At 64.7% G+C, this 14,661-nt stretch carries 17 protein-coding genes; 10 read left to right on the top strand and 7 right to left on the bottom strand.

Annotated features, from left to right (window positions below; genetic code table 11):
* Positions 1–4 precede the first annotated feature (4 nt).
* Both HWX53_RS00185 and HWX53_RS00180 read right to left on the bottom strand, forming a co-directional pair.
* Positions 5–814, bottom strand: coding sequence for an endonuclease/exonuclease/phosphatase family protein (locus HWX53_RS00185; RefSeq protein ID WP_175938327.1), 810 nt, complete (start codon positions 812–814; stop codon positions 5–7).
* 31 nt (positions 815–845) lie between these two features.
* Positions 846–1,376: a hypothetical protein gene (locus HWX53_RS00180; RefSeq protein WP_175938325.1), complete on the bottom strand. Its 531-nt coding sequence runs from the start codon at positions 1,374–1,376 to the stop codon at positions 846–848.
* Positions 1,377–1,729: 353 nt separating this feature from the next.
* On the opposite strand from HWX53_RS00180, the gene HWX53_RS00175 reads away from it, so the two are divergent.
* The 5 genes from HWX53_RS00175 to HWX53_RS00155 all read left to right on the top strand — a co-directional run bounded on the left by HWX53_RS00175 (position 1,730) and on the right by HWX53_RS00155 (position 6,205).
* On the top strand, positions 1,730–2,707 hold the full coding sequence (locus HWX53_RS00175; RefSeq protein WP_175938323.1) for an AAA family ATPase: 978 nt from the start codon (positions 1,730–1,732) through the stop codon (positions 2,705–2,707).
* Between the two features lie 184 nt (positions 2,708–2,891).
* Positions 2,892–3,992 carry an NAD(P)/FAD-dependent oxidoreductase gene (locus tag HWX53_RS00170; RefSeq protein ID WP_175938321.1) on the top strand — a complete coding sequence of 367 codons (1,101 nt, stop codon included), beginning with the start codon at positions 2,892–2,894 and terminating at the stop codon, positions 3,990–3,992.
* Between the two features lie 120 nt (positions 3,993–4,112).
* Positions 4,113–4,427, top strand: a complete 315-nt coding sequence (locus HWX53_RS00165) for a high-potential iron-sulfur protein (protein WP_175938319.1) — start codon at positions 4,113–4,115, stop codon at positions 4,425–4,427.
* 166 nt (positions 4,428–4,593) lie between these two features.
* On the top strand, positions 4,594–5,883 hold the full coding sequence (locus tag HWX53_RS00160; RefSeq protein ID WP_175938317.1) for an MFS transporter: 1,290 nt from the start codon (positions 4,594–4,596) through the stop codon (positions 5,881–5,883).
* Between the two features lie 10 nt (positions 5,884–5,893).
* The gene (locus tag HWX53_RS00155; RefSeq protein ID WP_175938315.1) at positions 5,894–6,205 is read left to right on the top strand and encodes a cupin domain-containing protein; all 312 of its coding nucleotides are present in this window, start codon (positions 5,894–5,896) and stop codon (positions 6,203–6,205) included.
* 7 nt (positions 6,206–6,212) lie between these two features.
* Here the strand turns inward: HWX53_RS00155 and HWX53_RS00150 are convergent, their stop codons facing one another.
* Positions 6,213–6,482, bottom strand: a complete 270-nt coding sequence (locus HWX53_RS00150) for a hypothetical protein (protein ID WP_175938313.1) — start codon at positions 6,480–6,482, stop codon at positions 6,213–6,215.
* Between the two features lie 74 nt (positions 6,483–6,556).
* A complete protein-coding gene (locus HWX53_RS00145) occupies positions 6,557–7,315 on the bottom strand; it encodes a Mut7-C RNAse domain-containing protein (protein WP_175938311.1) in 759 nt (252 codons plus the stop codon).
* A gap of 111 nt (positions 7,316–7,426) precedes the next feature.
* Between HWX53_RS00145 and HWX53_RS00140 the strand changes: the two genes are divergently transcribed.
* The 4 genes from HWX53_RS00140 (at position 7,427) to HWX53_RS00125 (ending at position 10,784) form a co-directional block, all read left to right on the top strand.
* Positions 7,427–8,311 (top strand): NAD(P)-dependent oxidoreductase, encoded by an 885-nt coding sequence (locus HWX53_RS00140; protein ID WP_175938308.1) that lies wholly within the window; start codon positions 7,427–7,429, stop codon positions 8,309–8,311.
* Positions 8,312–8,368: 57 nt separating this feature from the next.
* Entirely contained in the window at positions 8,369–9,004 is a 636-nt protein-coding gene (locus HWX53_RS00135; protein ID WP_175938306.1) for a LysE family translocator, read from the top strand.
* 975 nt (positions 9,005–9,979) lie between these two features.
* The gene (locus HWX53_RS00130; protein ID WP_175938304.1) at positions 9,980–10,414 is read left to right on the top strand and encodes a hypothetical protein; all 435 of its coding nucleotides are present in this window, start codon (positions 9,980–9,982) and stop codon (positions 10,412–10,414) included.
* A gap of 7 nt (positions 10,415–10,421) precedes the next feature.
* Entirely contained in the window at positions 10,422–10,784 is a 363-nt protein-coding gene (locus tag HWX53_RS00125) for a response regulator (RefSeq protein ID WP_175938302.1), read from the top strand.
* A 186-nt stretch (positions 10,785–10,970) separates the two neighbouring features.
* On the opposite strand, the gene argC is transcribed toward HWX53_RS00125, so the two are convergent.
* From argC to HWX53_RS00110, 3 genes are all read right to left on the bottom strand, one after another.
* A complete protein-coding gene (gene argC, locus HWX53_RS00120; RefSeq protein ID WP_175938299.1) occupies positions 10,971–11,924 on the bottom strand; it encodes an N-acetyl-gamma-glutamyl-phosphate reductase in 954 nt (317 codons plus the stop codon).
* A 328-nt stretch (positions 11,925–12,252) separates the two neighbouring features.
* Positions 12,253–12,852: a flavodoxin family protein gene (locus tag HWX53_RS00115; RefSeq protein WP_175938297.1), complete on the bottom strand. Its 600-nt coding sequence runs from the start codon at positions 12,850–12,852 to the stop codon at positions 12,253–12,255.
* Positions 12,853–13,051: 199 nt separating this feature from the next.
* Positions 13,052–13,645, bottom strand: a complete 594-nt coding sequence (locus HWX53_RS00110; RefSeq protein WP_175938295.1) for a YbhB/YbcL family Raf kinase inhibitor-like protein — start codon at positions 13,643–13,645, stop codon at positions 13,052–13,054.
* 277 nt (positions 13,646–13,922) lie between these two features.
* Between HWX53_RS00110 and HWX53_RS00105 the strand changes: the two genes are divergently transcribed.
* On the top strand, positions 13,923–14,636 hold the full coding sequence (locus HWX53_RS00105; RefSeq protein WP_159837224.1) for a response regulator: 714 nt from the start codon (positions 13,923–13,925) through the stop codon (positions 14,634–14,636).
* Positions 14,637–14,661: the final 25 nt, after the last annotated feature.

Genomic DNA, 14,661 nt, shown 5'->3' with positions numbered 1-14,661 from the left:
CGCTTCAATCGGCTATGCGCAGCTTCGCCATATAGGGCAAGTGATCGGAGAGCCACGCGGTATCCTGCGTCGGCACGATCCACTGCACCGGCTTCAGACCGCGCACGAACATCTTGTCGAGCGCGAGCGCCGGCGAAAACGCCGGAAACGTGCGCCCCGATTCACCGAGCATCGTCGCCACTTCGTTCATGCCGAGTTCGCCGAAGAGCGGCACGGAATCGTTGCGCCAGTCGTTGAAGTCGCCCGCCAGCACGAGCGGGCCTTCGGGCGCTTCCTTCGCGATCCAGTGCGCAATCCAGTTCATTTGACGCAGCCGGGCGGCGCGCGTCAGCGCGAGGTGCGCGCACAAGAGCGTGATCGCGTGTCCCGCGAAGGCCGCGCGCGCGACGAGGAGCCCGCGCTTTTCGAACCGATGCGCCGAGATATCCCAGCGTCCGGATAGATCAAGTGGATGCGGCGAAAGAATCGCATTGCCGTGCCGCCACGACGGCTTGAAGACGTTCGGCCCGAGCGCGATCTGCAATTCGAGCGCGGTGGCGATTTCGGTGGCCTGGCAATGCCAGACATCGTCGAGCGGCGCGGAAAGCGGCTTGCCGAAGCCGCTTGCGAGCACCGGCTGCGGCAGCCGCCGCGCCATGGCTTCCTGTAGAAAATAGACGTCCGCGTTGGTGGTCTGCACCCAGCGCTGCATGGCGTTCCATGCGCGCAGGCCGAGCGGCGAGCGGCCCTTATGCAGATTCCAGCTCACCGCCGTGAAATCCGGCGTGACCGCATTCGCGGACGGTGCTGGCGGAAGATGTTCTGGATTTCGCATGCGTTCGTTTTTGTGTGCGTGGTGCGCTGGCTTACTGCGCCGGCGCGGACGAAGCCAGGCTCGCGCGCACGCGGTACAGCAGCGACGGATTGCTGTCGATGATCTGCCACTGCGCCCATTCGCCCGGTTTCAACACGAGGCCGGGATGCGACGCGGCCACCTGACGCGGCGTCGGCGGCACCTTGCAGCCCGAGGCCGACGTCTGCGAGGCGTCGCTCTCAAGCGTCTCCTGCGCCTCGATGGCGAGCGTGATGTCGTCGGCGCTCGCGTGCGTCGGCGAAACGGTGAGCGTGCGTTGCAGGTCGATGTCGCCGGCCGGCTTGTCCGCGCAACCGACGCGGTTCTGCACGATGTTGTGATGCGTATCGGTTTTCGCCTGGCCGACGTTCGTGGTGGCAGAGAAAGAGTCGATCTGCTGGCCGTCGCGCACCACTTGCAATTCCCAATTGACCGGTTGCGGCGTGCCTTGCGCAAAAGCGCCATGGCTTGCGGCGAGGCACGCGCAGGATATGAGCGCGGATCGGATGAGACGCGGAAATGCGATGCGATTCGTTTTAGTCATTGAAAGCTTCTCCGGCGCTCGGGCTAATCGGATGGCAGCCGACGCGCGCAACTCACATGGCGCGGCGGCCGCCGAACGCGTGTTGCCCGGCGACTTCGTTCTGACAAGACGGACGGGGCGCGGTTCAGCGCATCAACGGATCATGTGAGGCCGCGTCCCGTCGATTCCAACCTCGCGGCTTGATGAGCACGTTCCGAACCCGCCCGCCGCGGCATCGCGACGATGATACTCGCGTGCGCCGTGCGCGCTCCGCTTTCTCAAAATTGGCAGCAGACGCCCGCGACTGCTCGCTTGCGCGTGATTCTTTCATCGATACACTGAACTCGTCGAAGCGAAAAAAGACGGGGTGCGACATGACGACGGCCGTGGTCAAACAAGAACTGGCAGTGGCGTCGTTCAGCAAGGTCTACAGTCTCGACGACGTCGAGACCGCGCTGAACGATCTCTCCGAGGGCGCGAGCGAAGCCTTGCGCGCGACCTACGAAAAGATGCTGAAGGTGGGCAACCTGCGCTTCTGCGTGAAGCCCAACCGCATGCCTTCCATCGACGATCTCGCGGCATCGCTGCCGAATTTCGAGGAACCGCTCGACGATATCCGCAAGCAGATCGCGCTGTGCCTCGAAACCGAGGACCGCCTCGAACTCATGCCGATGCTGCTGCTCGGGGAGCCGGGCATCGGCAAGACGCACTTCGCGAAGCAGCTCGCGCGGCTGCTCGGCACGTCCTGCCACTATGTCGCGATGAGCTCGCTCACGGCGGGCTGGATTCTGTCCGGCGCGTCGTCGCAATGGCGCAATGCGAAGCCGGGCAAGGTCTTCGACGCGCTCGTGAACGGCAGCTACGCGAACCCCGTGATGACCGTCGATGAAATCGACAAGGCCACCGGCGACGCGCAATATGATCCGCTCGGCGCGCTCTACGCTTTGCTGGAACACGATACGGCGCAGAGCTTCATCGACGAATTCGCCGAGGTACCGATCAACGCGGGCAATGTCGTGTGGATCGCCACGGCCAACGACGCGCGCGCGATTCCGGAGCCGCTTCTCAACCGCATGAACGTGTACGAGATTCCGGCGCCGGACCGCGAGGGCGCGCGGCGCATCGCGCAGGCCATCTACGCGGAGATTCGCGAGGCGCACGCGTGGGGCAGCCGCTTTCCCGAAACGCTCGGCGACGCGCCGCTCGATGCGCTCACGCAGGCGTCGCCGCGCGGCATGCGGCGCGCGATGTTGAACGCGTTCGGCAACGCGCGCATCGACGGCAGGCACCACGTCGAGGCGCGCGACATCGAACTGGACCGGCAATCGCGCCGCAAATTTATGGGCTTCTAACCAGCCGCGGTTTCGCGATTCGCGCGAAACGCTGTCGAACCGCGCTATTTTCAGCATCTGGCGGCCAGATTCTTGCCTTTTTCCGAATTGCACCGGGAAACGCTGCTCGCTGCGTGCGTTATTGTGCGACGCGCAATAATCCCGCACGTAGAATAGGTCGCATCGAGAAGGCGCGGGAAAGGACATGGATCGGATCGAATGCGTGGTAATCGGGGCGGGCGTCGTCGGGCTCGCCATCGCGCGGGCGCTCGCGTTGCGCGGGCGCGAAGTGATGGTGCTGGAAGCGGGCGAAGCCATCGGCATCGGCACGAGTTCGCGCAACAGCGAGGTGATACACGCGGGCATCTACTATCCGCGCGGCTCGCTGAAGGCGGAACTGTGCGTGCGCGGGCGCGAAATGCTGTACGCGTTCTGCGAGGCGCACGGCGTGCCGCACCGGCAGTGCGGCAAGCTGCTCGTCGCCACGGCGCGCAATCAGATTCCGCAGCTCGCGGCGATCGAGCAGAAGGGCGTCGAGAATCGCGTGGAAGGGCTCGTGCGAATCAGCGGCGCAGAAGCGAAGGAAATGGAACCGCAACTGCAATGCGTCGAAGCGGTGTATTCGCCGCGCACGGGCATCGTCGATAGCCATCAGTACATGCTCGCGCTGCAAGGCGACGCGGAAAATCACGGCGCAGGCGTGGTGTTTCATACGCCGGTTGTGAGCATCGAGGCGCGCGAAGGCTGCTTCATCGTGGAAACGGGCGGGGAAGCGCCGGCGCGCTTCCGGGCGTCGTATCTGATCAACAGCGCGGGGCTGCATGCAAACGACATCGCGCGGCGCATTCGCGGTCTCGACGACCGTCACGTGCCGCCACTCTACTTCGCGAAGGGCAACTACTTCAGCGTGAGCGGACGCGCGCCGTTCGAGCGCCTCATTTATCCGATGCCGAACGAAGCGGGACTCGGCGTGCATCTGACGATCGATATGGGCGGGCAGGCGAAGTTCGGCCCCGACGTGGAATGGGTGCCGTCGATCAACTACGACGTCGATCCGCGTCGCGCCGATTCCTTCTATGCAGCCATTCGCGCGTATTGGCCCGGCTTGCCCGACGGCGCGCTGCAACCGGCGTACGCCGGCATTCGGCCGAAGCTCTCCGGTCCCGGCCAGGCGGCGGCGGATTTCATGATCCAGGGCAAATCGGCGCATGGCGTGCCGGGGCTCGTGAACCTGTTCGGCATGGAATCGCCGGGGCTGACGGCGTCGCTCGCCATTGGCGAACGGGTCGCCGACATGTTGCGCTGAGCGTTCATTAGCGCTTATCTCCGACATTTGTCGCCATCGAAACGCTTGTGTGTTGTTATGCTCGGGCATCGCCGTCGCCAGAACGGCGCTTTCCCCCAATACAACATGGAGCGAGTCACCATGAAGACATCCCGTCGCACATTTCTGATGACGAGCGTAGGCGTTGCGTCGACGCTCGCGCTCGGCTCGCGCGTCGCTTTCGCCGATGCGCCGAAGGTCGAGGAAAGCGATCCGACCGCGCAGGCGCTCGGCTACAAGCTGGACGCGAGCAAGGTCGACAAGGCCAAGTTCCCGAAGTACGCAGCGGGCCAGGATTGCGGCAATTGCCAGTTCTATCAGGGCAAGGCGTCCGATCCGTTCGCGCCGTGCCCGATGTTCGGCGGCAAGCAGGTCGCCGCGAAGGGCTGGTGCAGCGCCTACGCGAAGAAGGCCTGACCTAGAACCGACGACCACGACGAAGCGCGCCCGGCTGCGAAGCCCGGCGCGCTTTTCTTCGTTGCTTGTCGCTTGATAAGGCCACGCGCGGTCTTTACACTCGCCAAGGAAAAAATATCCCGGCCGCGCAAGCCCGGCGCCGATCGATCAATCTACAGGGATTTGCATGGCAGACAGACCATTAAATGCCCGCGCGGTGAGCGCGGCGGTGATCGGCAACGCGTTGGAATGGTACGACTTTGTCGTATTCGGCTTCATGACGGTGGTGATCGCGCGGCTCTTCTTCCCGAGCGACAACGACTACTCGTCGATTCTTCTCACCACGGCCAGTTTCGGCGTGGCTTTCGTTATGCGGCCCGTGGGCGGCATCGTGCTCGGGCTGTACGCTGACCGCGCCGGGCGCAAACCGGCGCTCACGCTCGTCATCGCGCTGATGACGCTCGGCATTCTGCTGCTCGCGATTGCGCCGCCGTACTCGGCCATCGGCATCGGCGCGCCCATTGTGATCGTCGTCGCGCGGCTGTTGCAGGGCTTCTCGGCGGGCGGCGAGTTTGGCAGTTCCACCGCGCTGCTGATCGAGGCCGCGCCATTTTCTAAGCGCGGTTTCTACGGCAGCTTCCAGATGGCGAGTCAGGCGGCGGCCCTCTTGCTCGGCGCGGTCGTGGGCGCGGCGATCTCGCGCGGGCTGTCGCCGCAAGCGCTGGAGTCGTGGGGCTGGCGTGTGCCGTTCATCATCGGGCTCGTGATCGGGCCGATCGGCTTGTATATCCGCCGCAACATGTCGGACACGGAAGCCTTCATGCACGTGAAGAAGACCGCGCGCCGCGCGACGCTCGGCGAGGTCTTCCGCACGCATGGCCGTGAAGTGCTGTGCGGTCTCGGCGCGGTGATCGCGCTGACGGTGACGGTCTATGTACTGATCGCGTATCTGCCGACCTTCGCGGTCAAGCAACTCAAGCTGCCGTACGGCCAGTCGTTCACGGCGCTGATCGTCGGCAATCTGCTGTTGACGGTGCTCTCGCCGGTGGCGGGCGCGTGGTCCGACCGCATCGGACGCAAGGCGCTCACGCTGTGGTCGCTCGGGATCACGCTCGTGATTATCTATCCGCTCTTCGCGTGGCTCGCGGCGGAGCCGAGCGTGATGCGCCTCGTGATCGTGCAGGCTGCGCTCTCGATCGTGCTGTCGGGCTACTACGGGCCGTTCGGCGCGCTGCTCTCGGAGCTGTTTCCCGCGCACCTGCGCTCGACCGGCCTTTCACTCGCATACAACATCGCGGTGATGATCTTCGGCGGCTTCGGGCAATTCATCGTGACGTGGCTCATTCGCGTCACCGGCTCGCAACTCGCGCCGACGTTCTATGTGATGGGCGGCGTCGTGCTTTCGCTGATCGCGGTGGCGGCGATTCCCGCGACGCGCCACGCCGACGTCGACGAAGCGCGCGAATTCACTCGCTAGGCGGCATCGCATGAAAGTGATCGAAAGCGGCAAGTTCACGGCCGAGCGCGCGTGGGGCGCGCTCGATATCTGCGTGATGAACGGCACGTCGTGCCGTCTGCACTGGACGGATGCGCCGTACAAATGGCACGTGAACGACGGCGAAGAAGTGTTCGCCGTGATGGACGGCGTGGTGCGGATGCACGTGCGCGACGCAGAAGGCGAGCGCACGCTGACGCTGAAGGCGGGCGATATCTTCTACGCCCAGGCCGGCGACGAGCATTACGCCGAGCCGGTCGGCGCGGCGCGCATTCTCGTGATCGAAAAAGAAGGCAGCGTCTGAGCGACGCTCAGCGTGAAAGGCCGGCTGCGACCAGCAGTTCGGCGAGCGCCTCGGTCATGCCGCCTTCGTGCGTTTCGGCGCGTTCCTTCAGTTGCTTCACGAGCTTTTCGTCGAGCTTGCACGCGAAGGGAACGAGCCCTTTCGCCTGATCGAGCTTGCGCTGCTCGCGTCGGTCGGCTTTCGGCGCGTCGGCCGCGCCCACGCGTGCGCGCCCGCCTTGCTTGAGATCGTTGGCGAGTTTGAACGCCTTGTTCTGTTCCAGCTGAAATTTGTTCACGTGATGCTCCGGAGCCGCAGTGTCGATGGAGCCGTATTGTACTGGCCCGGCTGCCGCGCTTGCCCGTGCTCGCTTCAGGCCGGACCGGTTTCCGCCATCGCGTCGATGCGCGCGCGCATGCGCCGCCAGTGCGAGCCTTCCCAAAAGACGCGCCGGCAGACATCGCAGGTGACGAAGCGCGTGTGGCGTTCCCGCACGCCGTCGGGCACGCGGCCGGCGATCTCGTCGGGCGCGGCGGCGCGCAGCGGCGCGTTGCACATCAGGCACAGGCGAAACGCGCGCACATGGGCGGCGAGATTCAGCCGGTCCGCGACCTCGCGCCATTGTTCGTCCGGTTGCAGCGCGCGCACGTAGCAGCCGTGCAGCACGGTGCGGCGCTTGAGCAACTCGCGGTCGCGCGTCAGCACGACGCGCGATTCTTCGTGCGCGAGGCGCTCGATTTCATCGTCCGGGAAGTTGTTGTCGTAGCGCGTGTCGAAGCCCGCGAGCCGCAGCAATTGCGCGAGCCCGCCAAGATGCGCGTCGGCGATGAAGCGCAGATTCGCCGGCTGCAAAGGCGGGCGCAGCAACGAGCCGCCATCCGCGACATCGGGCGGCGCGTGGCCCGCCGGATAAACCTCGATGCAATCGCCCGGCTGGATCTGCGCGTCGAAGCCAGCGGGCACGCCGTTACGCACGATCAGGCCGACTTCGGTGTGCGGCACGCCGAGCGCTTCGATCATGTGCTTCGTCGACGATGTCGGCGGGCACGCGCACTCGAACGTTCGCCCTCGCTGCGGCCGGGCGAGGAAGTCGTTCAGTTCATCGTGAAAATGAAAGCGCGCGTTGACCATGCGAGCAAGTATGGCATCGCGCGCCGCTGCGTGCTGCCGGGCGATGTGCTCTACTGGCGCACGGCCGCGCGCCGTGGGCGCGACGGGAACTCAATGAAAGGAGCACAGGCAATGGATATCGGCTTCATCGGATTGGGCGAGATGGGCGGCGCGATGGCGAGCAACGCGCTGAAGGCAGGGCACTCGGTGCGCGTATGGAACCGCTCGCGCGACAAAACCCGGGCATTGGCGGACCAGGGCGCGTCCGTGGTCGATACACCCGAGCAGGCGTTTTCCGGCGATGCCGTGTTCTCCATGCTCGCCGACGATAACGCGCTGCGCTCCGTTCTCGTCGAAGGCGGCTTGCTCAAGCATGCTTCGAAGGATGCTTCGAAGCGCCTCGTGCACGTGAACATGGCGACGATCTCGACTGCGCTCGCCGTCGAACTCACGCAGTTGCACGCGCAGCACGGCGTCGGCTATGTAGCGGCGCCGGTGCTCGGCCGGCCGGATGTCGCCGCGGCGGGCAAGCTCAACATTCTCGCGGCGGGCGCGGACGCGGACATCGAACGCGTGCAGCCGGTGCTGGACGCAATGGGGCAGAAGACGTGGCGCGTCGGCCAGCAGCCGGAGCACGCGAACGTGCTGAAGCTCGCGGCGAATTTCATGCTCGGCTCGGCGATCGAGACCGTCGGCGAAGCGGCGGCGCTCGTCACGGGACACGGCATCGAGGCGCAGACTTTCCTCGATGTCATCACGAACTCGCTGTTTCCGGGGCCGGTGTATCAGGGCTACGGGAAGATGATTGCGGAGCGCCGCTATGAGCCCGCGCTGTTCAAGGCGCGTCTCGGGCTGAAGGACGTGCGCCTCGCGATTGCAGCCGGCGAAGCCGTGAACGTGCCGTTGCCCGTGGCGAGCGTGGTGCGAGACAACCTGGTCGACGCCCTTGCTCACGGCGACGGCGAGAAGGACTTTGCCGTCTTGGGGCAAGTGGCGGCGCGGCGCGCCGGGCAGTGATCTCCAGAGGAAAAGACGCGGCATAATCGCAGTCCCATTCTTCTTAGGTAGGCCGCAATGAGTCTGCATGTCTGGTGGATGTTCGTCGCCACGGTGTTTGTCATATCCGCGATTCCGGGGCCCAACATGCTGCTCGTGATGACGCACGGCGCGCGCTTTGGCCTGCGCCGCTCCGTCGCGACGATGGCCGGCAGTCTCAGCGCGCTCGTTTTGATGCTGTCGGTATCGGCGGCGGGGCTGGGCGTGTTTCTCGAAGCGTGGCCGGGTTTCTTCGATGCGCTGCGCCTCACGGGCGCGGCGTACCTTGTCTGGCTCGGCGTGAAGAGCTGGCGCGCGAAGGCGAGCGCGATGGCCGTTCGCGAGAGCACCCCCGACGCGCGAACGCGTTCCGCGACACCCGCCGCGCTTTATCGCAACGGCTTCCTCGTGGCGGGCAGCAATCCGAAGTCGATCCTCTTCGCAGCGGCGCTGCTGCCGCAATTCATCGACGCGGCGCGGCCCGTGCTGCCGCAGTTCGCCGTGCTCGTCGCGACGCTCGCGGTGATCGAGGTGAGCTGGTTCACGGTCTATGCGGGCCTCGGCGCGCGCATCGGCGAGAAGCTGAAAAGCGCGGCGGTCGCGCAGGCGTTTAATCGGCTGACGGGCGGCCTGTTCGTAGGCTTCGGCGCGATGATGGCGCTGCTCCGGCATTGAGCTTTCACCGCCGATGTTATGTGCGCTAGCGCTCGAAGCGTCGAGCGAACGGGCGCACAGTTTGCTCGATTTGTGTTGGAGTTTGATTCGATGCCGAACATACGCGGGCAAGCGAGCGATGGATAGTGGCCTCAGTCATCGGTCTTATGTTTGCGGCGAAACCGTTCGCAGGCTCGTGTTTGGCGGAGCAGTTTAGGCGGACTTCGATAAGGGTTCGCGTTGCAGCGGGCGGCGGACCGCGCGGTGGGAATGCCGAGACGCTGAAAGCGCCTGATGCTTTTCCAACGCACGCCGTGTCTGCGCTCAACGGTTTAACCGCGGCGCACGAGGTTTGCGGGAGCCGCGATGCATGGGCTGGCTGCACGTGCGTAGGCGCGGACTGTGAGGCGTTGGCTTCGGACGGAGTTGAGTTGCGGAAAACGGCGGAACGCGATGCATGGGGCTGCACGAAAGGCTAAAGCCTAAGTACGGCCGACCGCGATGCATGAAGCCGCACCACGGACTACAACCCTGACTGCGGCCGACCGCGACGCATTAAGCAGCACGAAGAGCGAAACCCTAATTGCCGCCCGACCGGGATGCACGGAGCTGTAAAAAAGGCCGAACCCCCAAAGCGTCAGACGGCGATGCATGAAGCAGCACTAAGAGCTAAGGCCCTAAGCGCAGCCGACCGCGATGCATGTAGCCGCACTGAGGCCAAAGCCCTAAGTGCGGCCGACCGCGATGCATGGGACCGCACTAGGACCAAAGCCCTAAGTGCAGCCGACCGCGATGCATGGGAGCGCATTAAAGGCCAAAGCCCTAAGTGCAGCCGACCACGATGCATGGGGCCGCACTAAGGGCTAAAGCCCTAAGTGCGGCCGACCGCGATGCATGCTGCCGCACTAAGCGCTAAAGCCCTAAGTGCGGCCGACCGCGAATGCATGGGGCCGCACTAAGGGCTAAAGCCCTAAGTGCGGCCGACAGGAGACACGGATGCAAGCGAAGATTTCAGGCGTCGCGCTCGCCGCACTTTATTGCGGTGTGCTGACGACCACGACCGCCGCCCGCGCCGGCGATACGCCCAGCCCCTGCGATGCGCTCAAGCACATCGTCGCGGCATCGCCGACATTCTCCTCGCTCACGGCAAGCGACGGCCGGCCGCTCGCGTTGCCTTACGGCGACGACGCGCAGTGCGCCGCTTCGCAGGCGAACTATCGCTGCACCTGGACTCCCCACGGCGGCTCCAGCGCCGACGCGCTGCAAGGCGTGGCCGCTGACATCGCCTCATGTCTGCCGGACGCGACGCACGATCAAAACTCGCCCGCGCGGCAGCATTTCTATCTCGGCGCACGCGGCGCGCGCACGGAAATCACGGCGGCATCCGCCGGTTCCAACAAGCTGAAGCTCGAAATCTCCGCCAACCGGTGAGGCCATCATGACCAAGCGCATCCTGATAGCCGATGACGACGACGCGCTCGCCGGCCTCGCGCATCTGCTCAACGGCATGGGTCACGAAGTGGCGCTCGCCGCCAACGGCGCGCAGGCCGTGGAAGTGGCGGCGCAGTTCGCACCCGAAGTGGTGATTCTCGATCTCGGCATGCCGCTCGTCGACGGCCTCGCCGCCGCGCGGGCGCTGCGCGAATCGCCGAACGGAGCCGCGATGCTGCTCGTCGCGCTAACCGGATGGGGGCAGCCGCAGCATCGCGATATGACGCTGGAGGCGGGCTTCGACATCCACCTCGTCAAGCCTATCTCGGCGGATCAACTGCAATTCATCCTGTCGATGACACAGCCCTAAGCGCTTGTTGCAATGCATCAAATTTCTTGCTACAGTGGTCCCTGTCTCCTCCATGTCTCCACTGATATGGATTCAGCCCGCCGACCTAGGCGGGCTTTTTTTCGTCCGTCGGTTTCATGTTGCGGCGCATGAAAAAGCCGGCCCGCAGGCCGGCTCGTCCTCGACACGGTGTCTGAATCAGCGCACTCAGCGCGCCAGCCCCGTCGCTTCGTCGGCGCCGATGGCGAGGTTCATGCACTGAATCGCCGCGCCCGACGCGCCTTTGCCCAGATTGTCCAGCCGCGTCACGGTGACAAACCGCTCGTCGTTGCCGAACACGAAGACGTCGACGCGATTCGTGTCGTTGCAGGCTTGGGCGTCGAAGAAGCCGTTGTCCAGATTGCTGTCCGCGTCGAACGGCATCACGCGCACGAACGGCTCGCCCGCATAGTATTCGGCGAGCAGGTCGCGCACGTCCTGCGGCTTGGCGGCGCGCGCGAGCTGGTCGGGCGAGAAGTAGGTCGTGACCGCGAGACCCTTCAGGAACGGTCCGACGATCGGCGTGAAAATCGGCGCGCGCGACAGACCGGTGCGCACGGACATTTCCGGCAGATGCTTGTGCGTCAAGCCGAGCGCGTAGGCGCGCGGGCTGTTGAGGCGCGCGTCGCCGCCCGCTTCGTATTCCGCGATCATCTTCTTGCCGCCGCCGCTGTAGCCGGTGATCGAATAGGCGTGCGCGTGGAAATCGGCCGGCACGAGCCCGCCTGCGACGAGCGGCTGCATGGACAGCACGAACGCCGACGCGTGGCAGCCCGGCACCGCGATGCGCTTGGCCGTGCGCAGCCGTTCACGTTGCGCGCGGGATAGCTCGGGCAGGCCGTACGCCCAGTCTTCGTGCGTGCGAAAGGCGGTGCTCGCGTCGATCACGCAGGTCCGGTCGTTGCCCGGCTCGACCAGCGAAACCGACTCGCGCGAGGCGACATCCGGCAGGCACAGAAACGTCACGTCCGACGCGTTGATCAGGCGGCGACGCTCCTCGACATCCTTGCGCTTCGCCTCGTCGATGCGCAGCACTTCGATGTCACGGCGCTGCGACAGATATTCGAAAATCTTCAGGCCGGTGGTGCCTTCCTGTCCGTCGACAAATACTTTCGTGGTCATCTCGATCTCGCTGGTTCGTGGCCGCCGCGCGTGCGCCGCCGCAAAACTGCCATTTTAAGTCGATTTCGCGACCGGTTGATGTCGATTCCTGCGCGGAATTCGAAGGAAAAGTCGCTAGCGGAATAGCGGGATTCATCGAAGCGGGCGCACGCTCTTAGACTTGAGGAGACTAGCCGGGCAGCGCAGCGTGCGTTTTAGCCCGGCCCGGCCTGGCCCGTTCCTAAGCGGTCGGCGGCACCCGAAGCGTAGGCATCGTCGATCCGGACGGGCGCGTCCGCGGAATTAGGAGACTAGCCGCCGACCGCGCGTAGCGGCGGCCGCTGACGCGTCACGGCGTGACCGGCGCCGCGTCCGCTGCGCCCGCACGGTCCGCCCACCGCGCGGCGACGGCGGCGATGCGCGCGCCGAAGGTCTTCGCCGTCTCGATATCGCCGGGCGGCGGCGCTTCTTCCGGCGACGCATCCGCGGGCGCTTGCGTAAGCAGCCCCGTGAAGCCGCCGACGAAATTCAGGTCGTTGCGCGTGGCGGCTTTCGTGTTCGACGGCATCAGGCCCGCGCCTACCCAGATCATGCCGTGCTGCATCGCCAGCGTGACGAAGTAGGAAATGGTCAGGAACTTATCGCCGTTCATGTGCGCGGAGTTGGTGAAGCCCGCCGCGATTTTGTCTTTCCACTTCTGCTCGAACCAGGGTTTGGAACTGGCGTCGGCGAATTTCTTGAAGTCGGCGGACGGTCCGCCCATGTAGGTCGGCGCGCCGAAGACGATGGCGTCGGCGGCTTCTAGCTCGGCCCACGCGGCGTCGTCCATCTCGCCGACGGGCATGAGCCTGCCGTTCGCGCCGGCGTCGGTGGCACCGGCGAGCACGGCTTCCGCGACCTTCTTCGTGTGACCGTAGCCGCTGTGATAGACGATGACGATGTTCGGCATGATTCCCTCTTGCCGCGCGTGGCGGCGCGCGCGAGCGACGCGCGTGTTGCATGGTGAGCGGCGGTCGTGTCCGGATGCGCGGTTCGCGGCGATGCTTGGCGGGTGGACGCACGGACGCAGTCAGTCTAGCGCAGCCAATTTCCGTACTACCGGGGCTACCGCACGCTCACACGCACGCGGCGAAACAATCGCGCGGGCGCTATCGTCCGACGGAAAAGGTCAGTTGCGCGCTCGCGATGGCGGTCGCGCGGATTTCGTGATCGAACATGAGCGCGGGCGTGCCCTGACGCAGGCGCAAGTCGTCGCGGTTCAGCGCGTACACGGTCACGATGTAGCGGTGCGGCTTGCCGGGCGGCGGGCAAGGGCCGCCGTAGCCGTCCGTGTCCCAGTCGTTGCGCGCTTCGACCGCGCCGATCTTGCGCAGCGCGCCCGAGGCGCTCGCATTCGCCGGCAAGTGGGTCACGGTCGGCGGAATGCCGGCGACGGCCCAGTGCCACCAGCCGCGTCCCGGCGCGTCGGGATCGAAGATCGTCACGGCGAAACTGCGCGTCTGAGCGGGCGCGCCGCGCCACGAAAGCTGCGGCGAGCGGTTGCCGCCCTTGCAATCCGAATCGTCGAAAAGCAGTTCGTGCCGGATGGTCTTGCCCAGCGCCAGTTCCGGGCTCGTCACGGAAAACACGTCTTGCGCGACTGCGCCGCGCGCATGACATAGAAGCGCCGCCGCACTCGCGACCCCGAGCGTGAATGCAGTGACAGCGTGACCGGAACGCACGATCCGACTTGCGACGCGCATGGCTGACTCCTGGCAGCGGCTGGAACTCATATAGCAGCGTTTCGCCGGCTGCAACGATGTTTTTTGTCTCAGTGATGCGCTTCGTAGGAGGTTGCAGTTTAACATTGCAACAAAGCATTAAAAGCTTGATCCTTGGGGCCAAACCTATGGCGCGAAATCAGTCGTCTTTCTTTGTGCGCGCGGCTGATGGTGAAGACTCAAACTCGTAGATCAACATATGAACCATTTGAACTTGATTCGCGTGGCAGTCAGTCGACCGGATTTGGGAGAAGAATAAATGAGCCAGCGAATTCAGGTCATCATTGCAGACGACCATCCTGTGATTTTGTTCGGTGCCGCGCAGGCGCTCAGCAAGTTTCCGGAAGTCGATGTCGTTGGCCAGGCGCGTCAATCCACTGAACTCGTCCAGCTTTTGCAGAAAACGCCGTGCGACGTGCTGGTGACGGATCTCGCCATGCCCGGCGGTTCATACGGCGACGGCATGCCGCTGCTCGGCTACATCGGCCGCCAGTTTCCGAAAGTGCGGCTCGTCGTGCTGACCATGCTCGAAAATCCGGCTTTGCTCAAACGTTTGCGTGAAGTGGGCGTCGTGTCGATCATCAACAAGGCCGACGACATGAACCACATCGGCTGGGCCATCCAGCATGTGATGCGCGGGCAGGAATATCTCGGGCCGTCGGTGAAGGCGGCGCTCGACAGCATGGGCATCGGCGCGTCCGGGCAGCAGCGCGGCGTCATTTTGTCCAAGCGCGAACTCGAAGTAGTGCGTCTTTTCGTGTCCGGCATGACCATCACGGAAATCGCGGGGCAACTGCGGCGTAGTATCAAGACCATCAGCACGCAGAAGAACACGGCAATGCGCAAACTCGGCATCGAACGAGACTCGGAATTATTCCAGTACGCGCAAAGCAACGGATTAATGAACCTTTCCGCCTATACAGGCGACGGTTCGCTCGAAGATACACCGCTGTCGGATTCGAAATCGTTATAGACGCGACACTGGCAAAACAAAAAAG

Source organism: Caballeronia sp. BCC1704, assembly GCF_902833455.1.
Lineage (GTDB): Bacteria > Pseudomonadota > Gammaproteobacteria > Burkholderiales > Burkholderiaceae > Caballeronia.
Note: the sequence above shows the minus strand (reverse complement) of the source record. Positions and strands in the feature narration are given on the sequence as shown.